Source organism: Asticcacaulis sp. AC402, assembly GCF_000495835.1.
Taxonomy (GTDB): Bacteria; Pseudomonadota; Alphaproteobacteria; order Caulobacterales; family Caulobacteraceae; genus Asticcacaulis.
In genome coordinates this window covers 150,755-165,743 of the sequence record NZ_AWGC01000015.1, presented here as the reverse complement: position 1 = coordinate 165,743, position 14,989 = coordinate 150,755, and the positions used below count along the sequence as shown (strand labels likewise).

The window sequence follows — 14,989 nt, the reverse complement described above, 5'->3', positions numbered from 1 at the left end:
CGAACGGGCTGATACTTCAAGTTGCGTGAACGCTCATTTGCGCAGATTTTTTGCCTGCTTTGGGGCGTTGGATCGGTACAATCCTTAACCACCCTCTTTTCATTTGGGATCACAGTTTATATAGCAGGCGCAACGCAAATCTCATTGCGCCGCACAAACACAAAATTTTTAGGGGCAAGCGTACATGACCCAGACTTCTCCTGCTCAACTGACCCTTGGCGACAAAACGATCAGTCTCCCCATTTCGAAAGGCACGCTTGGTCCGGACGTTCTCGACATCCGGAAGCTGTACGCTGAAACCGATGCCTTTACCTACGACCCGGGCTTTACCTCGACAGCGTCGTGCGAGAGCAAGATCACTTTTATCGATGGCGACGCCGGCGTCCTGCTGCACCGTGGCTATCCGATCGGTCAGCTTGCCGAAAAATCCAGTTTCCTTGAAGTTTGCTACCTGCTGCTCCACGGCGAGTTGCCCAAGGCGTCCGAGTACGAAGAGTTCGAAACGACGATCACCCGTCACACCATGCTGCACGAACAGTTCGACCGCTTCTTCTCAGGCTTCCGCCGCGACGCCCACCCTATGGCCGTTATGACCGGCGCTGTTGGCGCCCTGTCGGCCTTCTACCACGACAGTCTGGACATTCATGATCTGCGCCAACGCGAAATTTCGGCGCACCGTCTGATCGCCAAGATGCCGACCATCGCGGCACGGGCTTTCAAATACAGCATCGGCCAGCCGTTCGTGCATCCGCTCAACAAGCTGAGCTATCCGGAAAACTTCCTGCGCATGTGTTTTGCCGTTCCGGCAGAGGAGTATGTCGTCAATCCGGTCGTGGCCAAGGCGATGGACCGCATCTTCATCCTGCATGCCGACCACGAACAGAACGCTTCGACCTCGACTGTCCGCCTGGCAGGATCTTCGGGTGCCAATCCCTTCGCCTGTATCGCAGCCGGTATTGCCTGCCTGTGGGGCCCCAGCCATGGTGGCGCCAACGAAGAAGCGCTAAACATGCTTAAGGAAATCGGCACGCCTGAACGGGTTAAGGAGTTTGTCGCCGGTGTCAAGGACCGCAAATACCGCCTGATGGGCTTTGGCCACCGGGTGTACAAGAACTATGATCCGCGTGCTACGGTGATGAAGCAGTCGGCCGACGAAGTCCTGGCAGCGGTTGGCGATCCTAACGATCCACTCCTGCAGGTTGCCAAGGAACTGGAGCAGGTGGCGCTGAACGACGACTTCTTCATCGAACGCAAGCTGTATCCGAACGTCGATTTCTATTCCGGCATTACCCTGTCGGCCATGGGCTTCCCGACCACAATGTTCACTGTGCTGTTCGCCCTGGCGCGCACGGTCGGCTGGATTGCCCAATGGAAGGAAATGATAGAGGATCCGTCGCAGAAGATCGGCCGCCCGCGGCAACTCTATACCGGTGCAACAGAGCGCAATTACACACCAATTTCGTCGCGAGGCTAGAGCGTAATCAGATAAAGTGTGACGCACTTTTCGGGAAAATTGCGCGAAAAAACAAAAAGCTAGAGCGAGATGGCGATTCTACCTAAAGCCATTCCGCTCTAGGCTGAGACGCCGAGGAAATCTATCACCGCCCTTGCCGCTTTTTCGGCCGGCGGTCTTTGACCACGGCCCATCAGATCCAGGGCCTTGAACTGTTCGTCGATCTGGTTGCCCCGTAAAACCGCATCGTCGAGCCGTTCGTTGACGGCGTCCAGCAGGTTTTCCGGTGTGCAAGTGGGCTGGATGAATTCCGGCGCGATCTCCTTGCCGGCTGTAATATTGAACAGGGTCACGTATTTGATCGTCGCAATGGTCTTGAAAATCCACCAGGTCAGCGGCTCGACCTTATAGGCAATGATCATGGGACAGCCGGCCAGGGCCAGTTCGGTCGAGACGGTGCCGGAACAGGCCAGGGCCAGGGTTGCCGCCTGCATCGCGGAATATTTGTCGTCTTCGTTTTCTATCAGGTGAAGACGCAACGGCAGGCCGGAGACGGCAGGAACCACCAGGTTGCGGACGGTTTCCGCCACCGGCATGACCATGGTCAGATCGGTACGCGCCTTGCCAAGCGCCAGCAAGGTGTCAATAAAGGTCGGCATCAACCGCTTGATCTCGCCCGGCCGCGAACCCGGCAACACCATCAGCATGGGCGCGTCAGGCGTTATGCCGATTTTGCGGCGGAAGGCAGCGGGATCGGCCCGGGAAAAGTCGACATTGAGGGCCGGATTGCCGACAACGACGGTTTTGAGACCTTCGCGTTCGAAATAAGGCGCGTCCATCGGGTGTAGCGCCAACAGCATGTCGACGGCCTTGGCCAGTGTCTTAGCTCGGCCCGGTCGGGTCGCCCAAACCTGAGGGCCGACATATTTGATCAGCGGCACCTCGGGCATGATCTTTCGGATGGCATTGGCCGCGCGCAGAGTGAAACCCCACGAGTCGATCAGCACGACCGCATCAGGCTTCTCGGCTCTAGCCAGTGCAGCCGTGTCAAGGACCCGGGCGTTGACGCGCGGCAAGGCCTTGAGGCCTTCCAACATGCCCAGGATGGACAATTGGGCGATATCGAAGGGGCTTTGGACGCCTTGTTCAGCCATGCGGGCGCCACCAACGCCGACAAACGTAAAGTCGATCTCGGGGGCCTGCTTGCGCAGTTCGACCATCAGGCCCGCGCCCAGCATGTCGCCGGAGGCTTCGGCGGCGATCAGCATGATTTTGAGCGGCTTAGTCATGGTGACCGTAGAGGAAGACGCCCAGTTCTGCGGCGCGCGCGTGGGTTGTGGCCTTATCGACAACCAGGAGGTGGCCGGCGCGGGCGACTATGCCGCTAAGGCCGGCGGCGGCAGCATCTTCAATAGTCGAGACTCCGATAGTCGGCATGTCGAGGCGGAGGTCCTGAATAGGCTTGGCCACCTTGGCGACAACCCCCTTGCGATTTGCAATTGAACCCCGCAAGACTGGTGAAAGCGAAGCGATCCTGCGTAACATGTTCTGAGTGCCCTCCTGGGCTTCGACGGCCAGGGTGATGTGGTCGGCAACGACGACAGCCTGGCCAATGTCGAGCGCACCGATGGCGGTGGCGATACGCATGGCTTCCTGAGCGTCTGCCATGGCTTCGGGCGACGGGTCGGGGCCGGCCTGCAGACCTCGCCCGATGAGGAGTTCGGGGTTAGCTTCGTGGGCGCCTTCAATGTGGTAGCCTTGGGAGGCAATGACCTTGGCGACCTGGCGCAGGAGAGAATCGTCGCCGCCACGACCGGCCGACTGAATGCTGCTCAGGTGGTCGGTACCGTGTTCCTTCTTCATGTCGTCAAAGTCAGGGCGCTGTACGTAACCGCACATGGTGACAGCCTTGCATTGTTCGGCAGCCAGGATTTCGAACAGTTTGGCGAAGTCACCAAGACCCAGGGTATGGCCCGGATGGTCATCAAGCTGAGGGTCAGAAAGACCTTCGATGCGGACGACCGTGTACTGCCGTTGAATTTTGTTGAGGTAGTTGGCGACGTCTACGGGCAAGCCGCCGCCGCCAGAGATCAGGGCGAGTTTGTTGGAAGTCGACATTAGCTCTGTCCTGTAATGGGGTGTGGGGCCAAAGAACGCTTATTGGTGCCCCACGTCTTTAAATTCTTTCTGTTGTCCGGCACTAGAGCGGGATGAGTTTTGATGGAATCAAAACCCCGCTCTAAGTTTTTGTTTTGTCGCGCAATTTATCCGAAAAGTGCGTCACACTTTATCGGATTGCGCTCTAAAGGGCCGTGCAGCAAAAAGACATTTCAGGAAATGTGGGGTCACGGCCCCGCACCCCGCACCACGACAGCGTCAATCCGATGGCAAACAGATCGGCCGCGTCGAATCTTCTCGGATAAACTGCACGATCTCCACGACCTGGTCGATATCCGAAAAATTCTCCAGCACATCGTCCAGCCGTTCCTGAAAGGTGCCTTCCTCAGCAAACATCATGCGATAGGCTGTCCGCAGAGCCAGGATCAACTCACGGGAGAACCCGCGCCGCTTCAGCCCGACCAGGTTCAGGCCTTCCAGCCGTGCGTGGTTGCCCCACACCGACCCATACGGAATGACGTCCTTGGTCACGACGGCGCCACCGCCGATAAAGCAATACCGGCCCAGTCGCGCGAACTGATGCACAGCGCACGACCCGCCGAGAAACACAAAATCACCGATCTTTACATGGCCGCCGACGCTGGCCAGGTTGGCCAGAATGACATTGTTGCCCAAAATACAGTCATGGGCGATGCCAGACCCCGACATGAACATGCAGTCGTTGCCGACCTGCGTGACCCCACCGCCCTTTTCGGTTCCGGTATGCATGATGACGTGCTCGCGGACCAGGTTGCGCTCACCGACGACCAGTCGTGTCGGTTCGCCCTTGTGCGCCAGATGTTGCGGCGGACCACCCAAACAGGCAAACGGGTGGATAACTGACTCAGACCCGATTTCGGTGATCCCGTCGATCACCACGTGGGATTTCAGGTTCACCCGGTCTTTAAGTGTCACGTGGGGACCGACGATGCTGTAGGGACCGACGTGAACTCCCTCCCCCAACTTGGCCCCTTCGTGCACAATCGCCGTCGGGTGAATGGTAACTGTCATTTGGGACTCTCGACCACCATGGCCGCAAACTCCGCCTCGCAGACGATCTTGTCGCCGACATAGGCCTCGCCGCGGAACTTAAAGACATCGCCGCGATGCCGTACCACCTCTACCGGCATGCGCACCACGTCGCCCGGTCGCACCGGACTGCGGAACCGTACACCATCCACCGACATAAAGAAGATGGTCTTGCCTTCAACTTCTACGTCCAAAGATTTCGACATCAGCACGGCACCAGTCTGGCCCATGGCCTCGATCAGCAACACACCGGGCATGACCGGATTTTCCGGGAAGTGCCCAGCGAAGAACGGCTCATTGAAGGTGACGTTCTTGATACCCGTCATCGACTTGTTCTTGACCCAATTCTCGCCGCGGTCGACCAACAGGAACGGATAGCGATGCGGAATACGCTTCAGGATTTCGGCATAGTCCACCGACACACCTGCCGCCGGAGTCCCCGCCTCCAGCTTCGCACCCGGCACATCTTGGTCAGTCGTGGTCATCGTATCCATCATCCTTTGTCCTTGCCGGAGTCCTTATTCGAGTCCTTGCCAGAATCCCTAACAGAATCCTTCCCTGACTCTTTCGCCGCCGCATTTTTTTCCAGCCACACCACTTCTCGCAGAAACTGACGCGACGGCTTGGCCGGGAAGCCCGATACCATTGCACCGGGTGGAACATCCTTGAACACAATTGCCCCAGCGGCAACCTTGGCACCAACCCCAATTTCAATATGGTCGATAATTCCGGCACGCCCGCCGAACATGGCGCCGTCACCGACCTTGACCGAACCCGAGAGGCCGGAATGTGCCGCCACGATACAGTTGCGTCCTATACGCACATTGTGTGCAATCTGGACCATATTGTCGATCTTTGTCGCTTCACCGATGATCGTGTCCTCAAAGGCGCCGCGGTCAACGCAGGTCCCTGCGCCGATACTGACATCGTCCTGAAGGATAACCCGCCCCAATTGCGGCACGTCAACCAGGCCGCGGGCATCGCCAGACACGCCAAAACCGGCCTCGCCGATTCGCACGCCCGATGCCAGATGCACACGATCGCCCAGCAAGGCGCAGTAAATGGTGCTGTGGGCGCCGATATGACAGTCGCGGCCAATACGGACGCCCGGACCGATTACCGCATAGGCTTCAATACGCGTTCCTGCCCCGATCTCAACATCCTGGCCAATCACAACGCCTACCCCTAAGGTGACACCGTCTTCACTCCGGACGCTGGAATGGATTGGCGAAGGGCCGTCGTGCATCCTTGGCCGGTACAGCCTGGCAGCCAGACGGGCCCACGATGCCTGCGGTGCCTGGCTGATAATCGGCACACTTTTTTTCGGAACGTGGTCGATATAGTCGGAATGGACGAAGACGAACTCAGCTTCGGTTCTGTGAAGGTTGGTCAAGTAGCGGCGATCCGAAAAGAATGCCGCCTTACCCGGCCCGCCCAACGACAAAGGGGCGCAGGCCGTTACGAACCCGCTCCCCTTCCTGCCCGGAATACCCAGGCGCGTCGATGTCAAAACCGCCACCTGATCGAGGTCTATTTTTGAACCGATATCAAAAAAGCGCAAATCAGGCATAAGGCGGTCGACTCATACTATTTCTTAGGCGCAGCCCCTTGAGCGGAAGCAGAACGCGCGGCTTGGGCTTGCTGTTGTTGTTCGAGGTTATAGCGGTTAATTTGCGGCAACTGCTCACCCGAAGCATCCATCTTTTGCACGACCGCGCTGGTGATGTCCATCGACGGATTCACATAGGTGAAGCTTATGGGCTGATTGTTTGGGCCCGTCGCCTGGTATTGTAACAGACCATCGGCCTGAACGACCATCGAACACTTGTTCTGCGTGACGACGGAATTGATCTGAGGGATCATTTTTTCCATGACGGTTTGCATGGCGATCTGCTGCGTGGCGCGCATTTCGGATTCGCGAATCTGCGCCTTGCGCTGCAACGCTTCTCCCTTTTGAGCCCAGGCCTGAGCCTTGCCTTCCCAGGTCTTCTTGCCGGCATCGGTTGCCGACGACGTCTTCTGGGTGTCCTGAAGCTGCTTTCCTTCGGCTTCCAAAACGTCGTTTTCGCCGGTCAGTTCGGCCTGTACCTGAGCGTTCAACTGGGTGAGGCGCGCCGTGGCAGCCAGCCCCATCTTGGAAGTGGCCAGAGCCCGGCCCGTGTCCAGGACGCATTGGCCCGGAATGGCGGCACCGAAGGTAGGTTGCGTCGGCGTAGCCTGGGCGAAGCTTTGGCCTGCGGCGGTCAAGCCCAGGATGCCGACGAGAGCGACGAGCGATGTCTTTTTCATGGTGAGGCTGCTTTTTTTTTAGAATTGAGTGGATTGCGAGAAGCGGAAAGTTTCGACCTTGTCGTATTCGGCCTGGGACAGGACCTGGCTTAGATCGAACTGGACTGGGCCCATGGGCGACTTCCAACGGATAGTTATACCCGCCGAAACGCGAGCCGCAAAATCATCCTTGATGCTGTCATTTATCTGTCCGGCATTGGTGGTGCCTGGACCGAAGACCTTCAGCGACTTGTCGATACCTCCAAGTGTACCTATATCGAGAAATAAAGCTGTTTTAAGGCCATATTGTTCCGGCAGGCCATTGGGAAGTCCCAGTTCCGCCGTACCGATGGCATAGGTCTGGCCGCCCAGGGCGTAGGTGGAACTCGTATCGCGCGGGCCCATACCGGCGTATTCAAAGCCGCGCATGGTATCGCCGCCCTTAAAGAAGCGGTCATTGATACGGATGGAGTCGCCGCCCCACGGCACCTTGGACCCGGCCGAGCCCGAGACGTGCAAGATCATGTCTTTGCGGAACCCGTGATACCAGTGAACCTCGCCTTCGGTCGAGACATATTTGACGTCGCCGCCCAGGCCGGCAATGTCCTGGCGCAGAATAGCCATCCAACCGCGCGTCGGCTGAATGAAGTCGTTGCGGCGGTCATAGGACAGCGAGTAACCGACCGACGAGGTCAGACCGTTACCGCAACTGTACAGCAGGCTGTCGCAGTTGTTGGCGGTCGTCGAAATAAAGTCCTTGCGGATATTATAGCGCAGACGCAGGACCGAATAGCCATTGAGATTATAGCCCAGCCGCAAGCCCGCGCCGCTCGACTCGGTGCGGAAGTCGACACCGCGATAGCGATAGGAACTGGAGAAGATATCGAAGCCCGCGGAGACGTTTCGGCCCATGAAGCGCGGCTCGGTGAAGGACAAGTCGATATCCTTCTGAATTGAACCCGTCTGGATGCGGGCGCGGATATCCTGGCCAGTGCCGCGGAAGTTGCGCTGCGAAATGCCGATGTCGAGAATGAACTTCTGGATCGACGAGAACCCGGCGCCAAACGAAAGTTCGCCGGTCGGCTGTTCGATCACAGCGACCTCGATATTGGTCTTGCCGGCTGCTGGTGACGGCTTTTCGGTTATCTTGACGCCGTCTTCGCCCTCTTTGAAGAACCCCAAACCGGCGACATAGATGCGCGAACGTTCCAGCAACGCCTTGTTATAGGCGTCGCCTTCTGACACCAGCATCTGGCGGCGAATGACGCGGTCGAGCGTCTGGGTATTGCCGACGATGTTGACCTTGTCGATATAGACACGCGCGCCTTCGTGAACGTTGAAGATCAGATCGACCTTCTTGGTATTGGGATCGGCCTCTTCCTGCGGACGGATGTCGACAAAAGCGAAGCCCGAAGACCCTGCGGCGAAGGTCAGGTCGTCGACAGCCTTTTCGACACGGTCACTTTCATACAGCTGGCCTGGACGGATGGCGATAGCGCGTTGAAGGTTTTCAGCCTTCAGCTTGTCATTGTCGGTCTTAATGGTGACGCGGCCGAAATTGTACTTTTCACCTTCGTCCAGAGTGTAGGAGATAACGAAGTCCTTGCGGTCCGGCGTCAACTCGGCAACCGCCGACAGGATGCGGAAGTCGTAGTAACCACGATTGGTGTAGTGTTTGCGCAACTGCTCCCGGTCGTAGTCCATACGGTCCGGGTCGTAGTTGTCATTCGACGAGAAGAACTTCCACCACAACGACTTTTGGGTAATGACAACACCTTTGAGGTCGTTGTCCGAGAAGGCGCGGTTACCGATGAAGTTGACCTGGGACACACCGGTCTTGGCGCCTTCATCGATTTCGAAAATAAGGTCGACGCGCTTTTGCGGCAGTTCGACGATCTTCGGGGTTACCGTAGCCGAGATACGGCCCCCCTTGCGATACAGTTCGACGATGCGCTGAACGTCTTCCTGAACCTTGGCCTTGGTGAATACGCCGCGCGGACGAATCTGCACTTCTTCGCGCAGCTTGTCCTTGGTCATGGCCTTGTTGCCCTCGAAGACAACCTGGTTGATGATGGGGCTCTCGACCACGGTCACCACCATCTCACTGCCCTGCATCTGGATCTGGACGTCAGAAAACAGGTCGGTGCGGTACAGGGTCTTGACGGCCAGGTCGATCAGCTCGGCATCGACCGTCGCGCCGGCCTGGAACGGCAGGTAGGAAACAACGGTCTGGTTGTCGATGCGCTCATTGCCTTCGACCCGGATGGCGCTGACATAGGCCGTGGCCGCGCGCGGTTGCTGGGCGCCGGCGGGCTCTTCCTGCATGTAGGTGCGCGCTTCGACCCCTGTCGCGGCGACAGCCAAGCCGGCCAGTGCCAGGGCGCTGACGCCAAGTGTGAGTGAGCGGGAAAGGGTCATAGGGCCTCTGGTCTGAGTGGTCCGGGAAGATATATTAGCAACGCGACGTATCAACTGCCTCATGAAAACAACCCCCCGAGGAACTTGACGAACCCCGTATTATTCAAATCGTTCCATAAGGCGAATGTCATTAAGCCTAATACCAGCACTACGGCAATGCGAAAGGCCGCATTCTGGATTTCCGGCGAAACGGGTTTTCTGGTCACACCCTGCCAGGCATAAAACGCGAGGTGTCCCCCGTCCAGCATGGGAATGGGCAGCAAATTCAGAAACCCGACGGCAATAGAGATATAGGCCATCAGGGTCAGGTAGGTGTATAGCAGGCTCAAGGCAGTGAACCACCATGGCGCCTGAACCTGGGTTGCCGCCGCCGTGATGTCACCCGTCGCCTTGGTCATGCCGACGATTCCGCCGATCTGATTCCCATTCTCCTTGCCTGAAAAAATTCGACCGACATAGGTCAGATTGGTGTCAAGGGCCTTCCAGGTTTCGTCATTGCCTTTGATAAGGGCTTCAATCGGGTTGTAACGAACAAAGACGTCACGACGCTCCGTCTCAACTCCCAACTGACCTTTTGTCAAATTTGGATTAGGACCTTTATCGTCCATGGGTACGCGCCTGGGGGTCGCCACCAAATCCACCCGACTGCCCTGACGATCGACGACAAAGCGCGTTGGCGTGTCCGGTCGCAGCGATACCAGGACGGCCATGTCAGCGAAGTCATGGACCTTTTTTCCATCAATCGACAGAATAGTGTCTCCAACAAGAAAGCCCGCGGCTTCTGCTGCGCCGCCTGGTTCCAGCTTGGCAATGGTCGCCGGGGTCGTGCGATCCCCGAACGTAGCGAAGAGGAGTGCGAAAACCAAAATGGCCAAAACGAAATTGGCGACAGGACCGGCCAGGACAATCAAAAAACGCTGCCACAACGGCTTGAAATGGAAATATTCCTTAACAGCGTCGGCGCCTTCTTTGCGCGTAATTGACTCTCGTGACGCCTCCAACTCGGCAATAGACGGCATCATCGATGTAACATTTTCGTCGCCGGCGAACTTGACATAACCGCCCAGCGGCAACGCGCTGATGCACCATTCTGTACCGCGCTTGTCCTTGCGGCGCAGGAGAATCTTGCCGAAACCGACCGAAAAGCGTTCAATTCGGGTGCCAAACAGACGTGCCAGCCAATAGTGCCCGAGTTCATGGAAGGTCACGATCAGAGAAATGATGATCAGGAACGGAACTATGCCGATAATGAAATTTAGCAAGCGCCGTCCTCCATACGTGTCGTGCCCTTAAACATGCTGTCTTGCGGAGAAGAACAAATCCGCCACCAACCGTCGCACCTGGGCATCAATATCCAAGGCAAAAGCTATACCCTGCACCGACATATCACGACTTGTGTGATCTTTGGAAGAGATAGAGGGCAATTGAGCCCGCATCATGGCAGTTTCGACATATTCGGCGATTTGTAAAAATCCGATGCGGCGGTCCAGAAACGCTTGGACACAGACCTCATTGGCAGCGTTGAATACGGTCGTCATGCCCTCCCCCGCCGCCAGGGCTTCACGCGCCAGCCGCAACATCGGAAAAGCGCTTTCGTCAGGTGCGGCGAAGGTCAGGGTCTTCATCCCGACCAAATCGAGCTTCGGTGCCTGCCAGGCGACACGCTCGGGCCATCCCAGACAATAGCTGATCGGCACGCGCATGTCGGGCGGGCCAAGCTGCGCCAGGCTCGAACCGTCGCGGTATTCGACCAGACTATGGACAACCGATTGCGGATGGATGACGACATCAATCTTTTCGCCCGGCATGTCGAACAGATAGGCCGCCTCGATCAGTTCCAGGCCCTTGTTGGCCAGGGTCGCCGAATCAATGGTGATCTTGGCACCCATCGACCAGTTGGGATGCTTCAGCGCCTGTTCAACCGTCACCTGGCCCAGTTCGGCTCGGCTGCGACCCCAAAAAGGCCCGCCGGAAGCCGTCAGGACAAGCCGTGCGACCTTGTCCTTTTGGTTGACATCCAGCACCTGGAAGATGGCATTGTGCTCGGAATCGACCGGCAGCACCCGGCCGCCATGGGCTTCCACCCGCTCGATCAGGGCGCGGCCGCAGCAGACCAGGCTTTCCTTGTTGGCCAATGCGAGTATGGCGCCGGTCCCAGCTGCAGCCCAGGTCGGTTTCAGGCCGGCGATCCCAACAATGGCCGCCATGACCAGATCGCTCTTGCGGCCCGCCGCGGCGCAGACAGCGTCTTCGCCACAGGCGATCTCCAGCCCGCTGCCGGCCAGGCGGTCGCGCAAGGCTGACCATTGCGACGGATCAGCCAGTACGGTGATGGCGGGACGATATTTGAGAGCCTGTTGCGCCAGCAGATCGACATTGCGCCCGCCAATCAGGGCTTCAATGGCGAAGTCGCCACCAACTTCATCGAGGAGGCGCAGAGTGGAAACCCCGATGGACCCCGTCGAGCCCAGGATGGAAATGCGCCGTGTCATCAGATTTCGGTACCCAGAAGAACGAGTAGCCTTATAGCCCCAAGTGCGACAATGGCAAACATCAGCCCGTCAACACGGTCCATCAGACCACCGTGGCCAGGGATAAGGCTGCCGGCATCCTTGACGCCGAAACGCCGTTTCAACGCCGATTCCCAAAGATCGCCCGCCATGGTCGCAAGGGAGACCAGAACGCCGACGATCAGCGGCGAGATGTTGTGTTTGAACAGGTGGGTCAGGTCGTTGAGCGCGCCGGCCGTCAGCATGCCGGCGATCATGCCGCCAGCGAAGCCAGACCAGGTCTTGTTCGGACTGTACCGCCGCCACAGCTTGGGCCCGCCAACTATCTTGCCGGTAACATAGGCCGCACTGTCTGACGCCCAGGCGATAAGGAACGCAAACATCACCCAGTCGAAGCCGTGGTTCGATTCGCGCAGCCACATCAGAATAATCGCGGGAACGCCGACATAGAGAACGCCATAAGCTGCATCCATCCAGCCGGCCCCGAGTCGATAACCATACAGCCCCGTGCACAGCGCGCCGAACAGCAGGATCAGGAAGGACAGCAAGGGATGGCCGAGATAGCCGGTAAACACGGCGGCCAAGGCCGACATCGTCAGGGCAGCGGCAAGACGGGCGCCGGCGCGCGGCGAGGCCATGAGACCCCACTCGATGCACAAAAGCGCGACACCAACGCTTATCAGCGTAAGGAACCAGACGCCACCCAGCCAGAGTATGCTGATGACAAGGGGTATCAGGACGAACGCAGAGGCCACGCGGACCAGCACTTCGCGGGTCCGTTTACCGACGACGGTTTTGCGTGCTGGCGTTTCAGGCGGATTGGGCGGCATGTCCCGGATCCACCGCCCCAAAGCGGCGATTGCGCCGGGCGAATATATCGAGAGCCTGTTTCAGGGACTCACGCCCATAGTCCGGCCACAGAATGTCCTGGAAAACGAACTCGGCATAGGCCGCCTCCCATAACAGGAAGTTGGATAAACGGTGCTCGCCCGAGGTGCGGATCAGCAGGTCCAGCGGCGGCAGGCCGTGGGTCGACAGGCTGGCGCCGAAGCTTTCCGGCGTGATGGCCTCAGGATCGATTAGGCCGTCCCGGGCTTGTTGCGCCAACACGCGGGCGGCCTCAACGATATCGGCTTGCGCGCCGTAGTTTAGTGCAACCTGAAGGAAAAAGCGTGAATTATCCCTGGTTTGTTCGTGTGCGTCGGCAACCATGCCGACGATGTCAGGCGGCAGGCCGGCTTCCTGACCGATGATGCGGACGCAAACGCCTTCACGGCGCAACCGTGCGAGATCAGCCTTAATGAAAGCACGCAAAAGTCCCATCAGGTCGCTGACCTCGGCTTCGGGCCGACGCCAATTCTCCGTCGAAAAAGCGAAAACCGTCATATGGGTCACGCCGAGTTCGGCGGCCGCAGTTATGGTACGTTTCAGCGCGTCGACTCCGGCCTTGTGCCCGACAGTGCGTATCTGGCCGCGCTCCTTGGCCCAGCGGCCATTGCCATCCATGATGATAGCGACGTGAAGACTCTCCAGGCCTTCGGCCAGTCGGAACGCTTCACGATCATCCATGGAGCCTAACGGCATGATGCGACTTCCCAGGTTACCGCCCAACACGCGAGCAGGATGCGTTTTGAAGGGAATCAAAAACGCCGCTCTAAACTTCTATTCTATCGCGCAGTCTATCCGAAAAGTGGCGTCCACTTTATCGGATTGCGCTTTAGACCTGCATAATTTCGGCTTCTTTGGTCTTCAGAACCTCGTCGATGCGTTTGATGGCGGCGTCGGTAAAGCTTTGCACCTCCGTGCTGCCCTTCTTTTCTTCATCCTCGCTGATCTCCGATGCTTTTTCCGCCTTTTTCAAGTCGTCCATGGCTTCGCGGCGAACATTGCGCACGGCGACTCGCTGAGTTTCGGCATACTTGCCGGCGATCTTGACCAGATCCTTGCGGCGTTCCTCGGTCAGGGGCGGGATCGGGATGCGCAGGGTTTGGCCATCCGTGATCGGGTTCAGGCCGAGACCTGAATTGCGAATGGCCTTTTCCACCGAAATCGTCAGGCCGCGGTCCCAGACGCTGACATTGATCATGCGCGGTTCGGGGACGCTAACGGCAGCGCAAGCGTTCAGGGGCATGGTAGAACCATAGGCGTCGACGACCACCTGATCCAATAGCGAGGCCGAGGCCCGGCCGGTGCGCAGGCCGGAATAGTCTTCCTTGAGCGCAAGGACGGCCTTGTCCATGCGTTCCTTGTAGCGGTTGAGATCGGGCTTTGCCATGAATTGCACCCTTCTTTTAGTTGGTTATGACGGTGTGGGTTCCTCGTCCGTGGATCACTTCGTTCAGCGCGCCGGGCGTACGGATGGAAAAAACAACGATGGGGATGGTGTTCTCGCGCATGAGCGACACGGCGGAGGCGTCCATTACCTTCAGGTCGCGCGACAGGACTTCAAGATAGGTGAGTTTCTCGTAGCGTTCGGCGGACGGATCCTTCTTCGGGTCAGCAGTATAGACGCCGTCCACCGAAGTCCCTTTGAACAGGGCATCACACGTCATTTCCGCCGCGCGCAGAGCGGCCGCGGTATCCGTGGTAAAATAAGGTGCGCCGGTGCCGGCAGCGAAGATCACGACTCGCCCCTTTTCGAGATGGCGGATAGCGCGCCGTCTGACGAACGGTTCGCATACGGCGTTCATCTGGATGGCCGACTGGACGCGGGTGTCGATGCCTTGCTTTTCAAGCGCATTCTGCATGGCCAGGGCGTTCATGACCGTGGCCAGCATGCCCATATAGTCGGCACTGGACCTTTCCATGCCGACGGCGGCCTTGGACAGGCCACGGAAGATGTTGCCACCGCCAATGACCAGGCACAACTCAACGCCCAGGCGCGCGACTTCTGCGACTTCCTCGGCCACTGCCTGCACGGTCTTCATGTCGATACCGAAGCCCTGCTCGCCCATCAGAACTTCGCCGGAGACCTTGAGCAGTATGCGTTTGTATTTCAGCGCCGCCGTCGCGGTCATAGTGCTCTCCGGTGAATCAAGTGGCCAATGAATCGGCCTGGATGCCGCGCCCCGCGCCGGGTTTAGCGCTTTGTGCCTGCAAAGAAAAGGGCGCGAACGTTGCGAACGTCCGCGCCCTGTTCTTTTTATGGCCAATC

14 protein-coding genes are annotated in these 14,989 nt (G+C 58.3%); 1 reads left to right on the top strand and 13 read right to left on the bottom strand.

Annotation, left to right across the window (positions count from 1 at the left end):
• Window positions 1–184 precede the first annotated feature (184 nt).
• Entirely contained in the window at window positions 185–1,474 is a 1,290-nt protein-coding gene (gltA, locus tag ABAC402_RS30395) for a citrate synthase (protein ID WP_023449539.1), read from the top strand.
• 98 nt (window positions 1,475–1,572) lie between these two features.
• On the opposite strand, the gene lpxB is transcribed toward gltA, so the two are convergent.
• From lpxB to pyrH, 13 genes are all read right to left on the bottom strand, one after another.
• Window positions 1,573–2,742, bottom strand: a complete 1,170-nt coding sequence (gene lpxB, locus ABAC402_RS30390) for a lipid-A-disaccharide synthase (RefSeq protein WP_031235575.1) — start codon at window positions 2,740–2,742, stop codon at window positions 1,573–1,575.
• Window positions 2,735–3,571 (bottom strand): LpxI family protein, encoded by an 837-nt coding sequence (locus ABAC402_RS30385; protein ID WP_023449537.1) that lies wholly within the window; start codon window positions 3,569–3,571, stop codon window positions 2,735–2,737. Before ABAC402_RS30385 ends, lpxB begins: the two co-directional genes overlap by 8 nt.
• A 258-nt stretch (window positions 3,572–3,829) precedes the next feature.
• Window positions 3,830–4,621 (bottom strand): acyl-ACP--UDP-N-acetylglucosamine O-acyltransferase, encoded by a 792-nt coding sequence (lpxA, locus tag ABAC402_RS30380; protein WP_031235574.1) that lies wholly within the window; start codon window positions 4,619–4,621, stop codon window positions 3,830–3,832.
• Entirely contained in the window at window positions 4,618–5,124 is a 507-nt protein-coding gene (fabZ, locus tag ABAC402_RS30375) for a 3-hydroxyacyl-ACP dehydratase FabZ (RefSeq protein ID WP_155847370.1), read from the bottom strand. The genes lpxA and fabZ overlap by 4 nt, the downstream gene beginning before the upstream one ends.
• Before the next feature lie 8 nt (window positions 5,125–5,132).
• Complete coding sequence (gene lpxD, locus ABAC402_RS30370) at window positions 5,133–6,209, bottom strand: UDP-3-O-(3-hydroxymyristoyl)glucosamine N-acyltransferase (RefSeq protein WP_023449534.1); 1,077 nt, start codon at window positions 6,207–6,209, stop codon at window positions 5,133–5,135.
• 17 nt (window positions 6,210–6,226) lie between these two features.
• Complete coding sequence (locus ABAC402_RS39250; protein WP_023449533.1) at window positions 6,227–6,928, bottom strand: OmpH family outer membrane protein; 702 nt, start codon at window positions 6,926–6,928, stop codon at window positions 6,227–6,229.
• 18 nt (window positions 6,929–6,946) lie between these two features.
• Complete coding sequence (gene bamA / locus ABAC402_RS30365; RefSeq protein ID WP_023449532.1) at window positions 6,947–9,325, bottom strand: outer membrane protein assembly factor BamA; 2,379 nt, start codon at window positions 9,323–9,325, stop codon at window positions 6,947–6,949.
• Between the two features lie 59 nt (window positions 9,326–9,384).
• The gene (locus tag ABAC402_RS30360) at window positions 9,385–10,533 is read right to left on the bottom strand and encodes an RIP metalloprotease (protein ID WP_235079949.1); all 1,149 of its coding nucleotides are present in this window, start codon (window positions 10,531–10,533) and stop codon (window positions 9,385–9,387) included.
• An 81-nt stretch (window positions 10,534–10,614) separates the two neighbouring features.
• On the bottom strand, window positions 10,615–11,817 hold the full coding sequence (gene dxr / locus ABAC402_RS30355; protein ID WP_023449530.1) for a 1-deoxy-D-xylulose-5-phosphate reductoisomerase: 1,203 nt from the start codon (window positions 11,815–11,817) through the stop codon (window positions 10,615–10,617).
• The gene (locus ABAC402_RS30350; protein WP_023449529.1) at window positions 11,817–12,665 is read right to left on the bottom strand and encodes a CDP-archaeol synthase; all 849 of its coding nucleotides are present in this window, start codon (window positions 12,663–12,665) and stop codon (window positions 11,817–11,819) included. The genes dxr and ABAC402_RS30350 overlap by 1 nt, the downstream gene beginning before the upstream one ends.
• Window positions 12,646–13,419: a polyprenyl diphosphate synthase gene (gene uppS, locus ABAC402_RS30345; RefSeq protein ID WP_235079948.1), complete on the bottom strand. Its 774-nt coding sequence runs from the start codon at window positions 13,417–13,419 to the stop codon at window positions 12,646–12,648. Before uppS ends, ABAC402_RS30350 begins: the two co-directional genes overlap by 20 nt.
• Window positions 13,420–13,552: 133 nt before the next feature.
• Window positions 13,553–14,110, bottom strand: coding sequence for a ribosome recycling factor (frr, locus tag ABAC402_RS30340; protein ID WP_023449527.1), 558 nt, complete (start codon window positions 14,108–14,110; stop codon window positions 13,553–13,555).
• A 16-nt stretch (window positions 14,111–14,126) separates the two neighbouring features.
• Complete coding sequence (gene pyrH / locus ABAC402_RS30335; protein WP_023449526.1) at window positions 14,127–14,852, bottom strand: UMP kinase; 726 nt, start codon at window positions 14,850–14,852, stop codon at window positions 14,127–14,129.
• Window positions 14,853–14,989: the final 137 nt, after the last annotated feature.

Bases quoted from the DNA above. Each gene is read 5' to 3' on its own strand.
- lpxA (WP_031235574.1), bottom strand. From the start codon at position 4,621: ATGACAGTTACCATTCACCCGACGGCGATTGTGCACGAAGGGGCCAAG.
- pyrH (WP_023449526.1), bottom strand. From the start codon at position 14,852: ATGACCGCGACGGCGGCGCTGAAATACAAACGCATACTGCTCAAGGTC.
- lpxB (WP_031235575.1), bottom strand. From the start codon at position 2,742: ATGACTAAGCCGCTCAAAATCATGCTGATCGCCGCCGAAGCCTCCGGC.
- lpxD (WP_023449534.1), bottom strand. From the start codon at position 6,209: ATGCCTGATTTGCGCTTTTTTGATATCGGTTCAAAAATAGACCTCGAT.
- bamA (WP_023449532.1), bottom strand. From the start codon at position 9,325: ATGACCCTTTCCCGCTCACTCACACTTGGCGTCAGCGCCCTGGCACTG.
- uppS (WP_235079948.1), bottom strand. From the start codon at position 13,419: ATGCCGTTAGGCTCCATGGATGATCGTGAAGCGTTCCGACTGGCCGAA.
- ABAC402_RS30385 (WP_023449537.1), bottom strand. From the start codon at position 3,571: ATGTCGACTTCCAACAAACTCGCCCTGATCTCTGGCGGCGGCGGCTTG.
- ABAC402_RS30350 (WP_023449529.1), bottom strand. From the start codon at position 12,665: ATGCCGCCCAATCCGCCTGAAACGCCAGCACGCAAAACCGTCGTCGGT.
- fabZ (WP_155847370.1), bottom strand. From the start codon at position 5,124: ATGACCACGACTGACCAAGATGTGCCGGGTGCGAAGCTGGAGGCGGGG.
- dxr (WP_023449530.1), bottom strand. From the start codon at position 11,817: ATGACACGGCGCATTTCCATCCTGGGCTCGACGGGGTCCATCGGGGTT.
- ABAC402_RS39250 (WP_023449533.1), bottom strand. From the start codon at position 6,928: ATGAAAAAGACATCGCTCGTCGCTCTCGTCGGCATCCTGGGCTTGACC.
- frr (WP_023449527.1), bottom strand. From the start codon at position 14,110: ATGGCAAAGCCCGATCTCAACCGCTACAAGGAACGCATGGACAAGGCC.
- gltA (WP_023449539.1), top strand. From the start codon at position 185: ATGACCCAGACTTCTCCTGCTCAACTGACCCTTGGCGACAAAACGATC.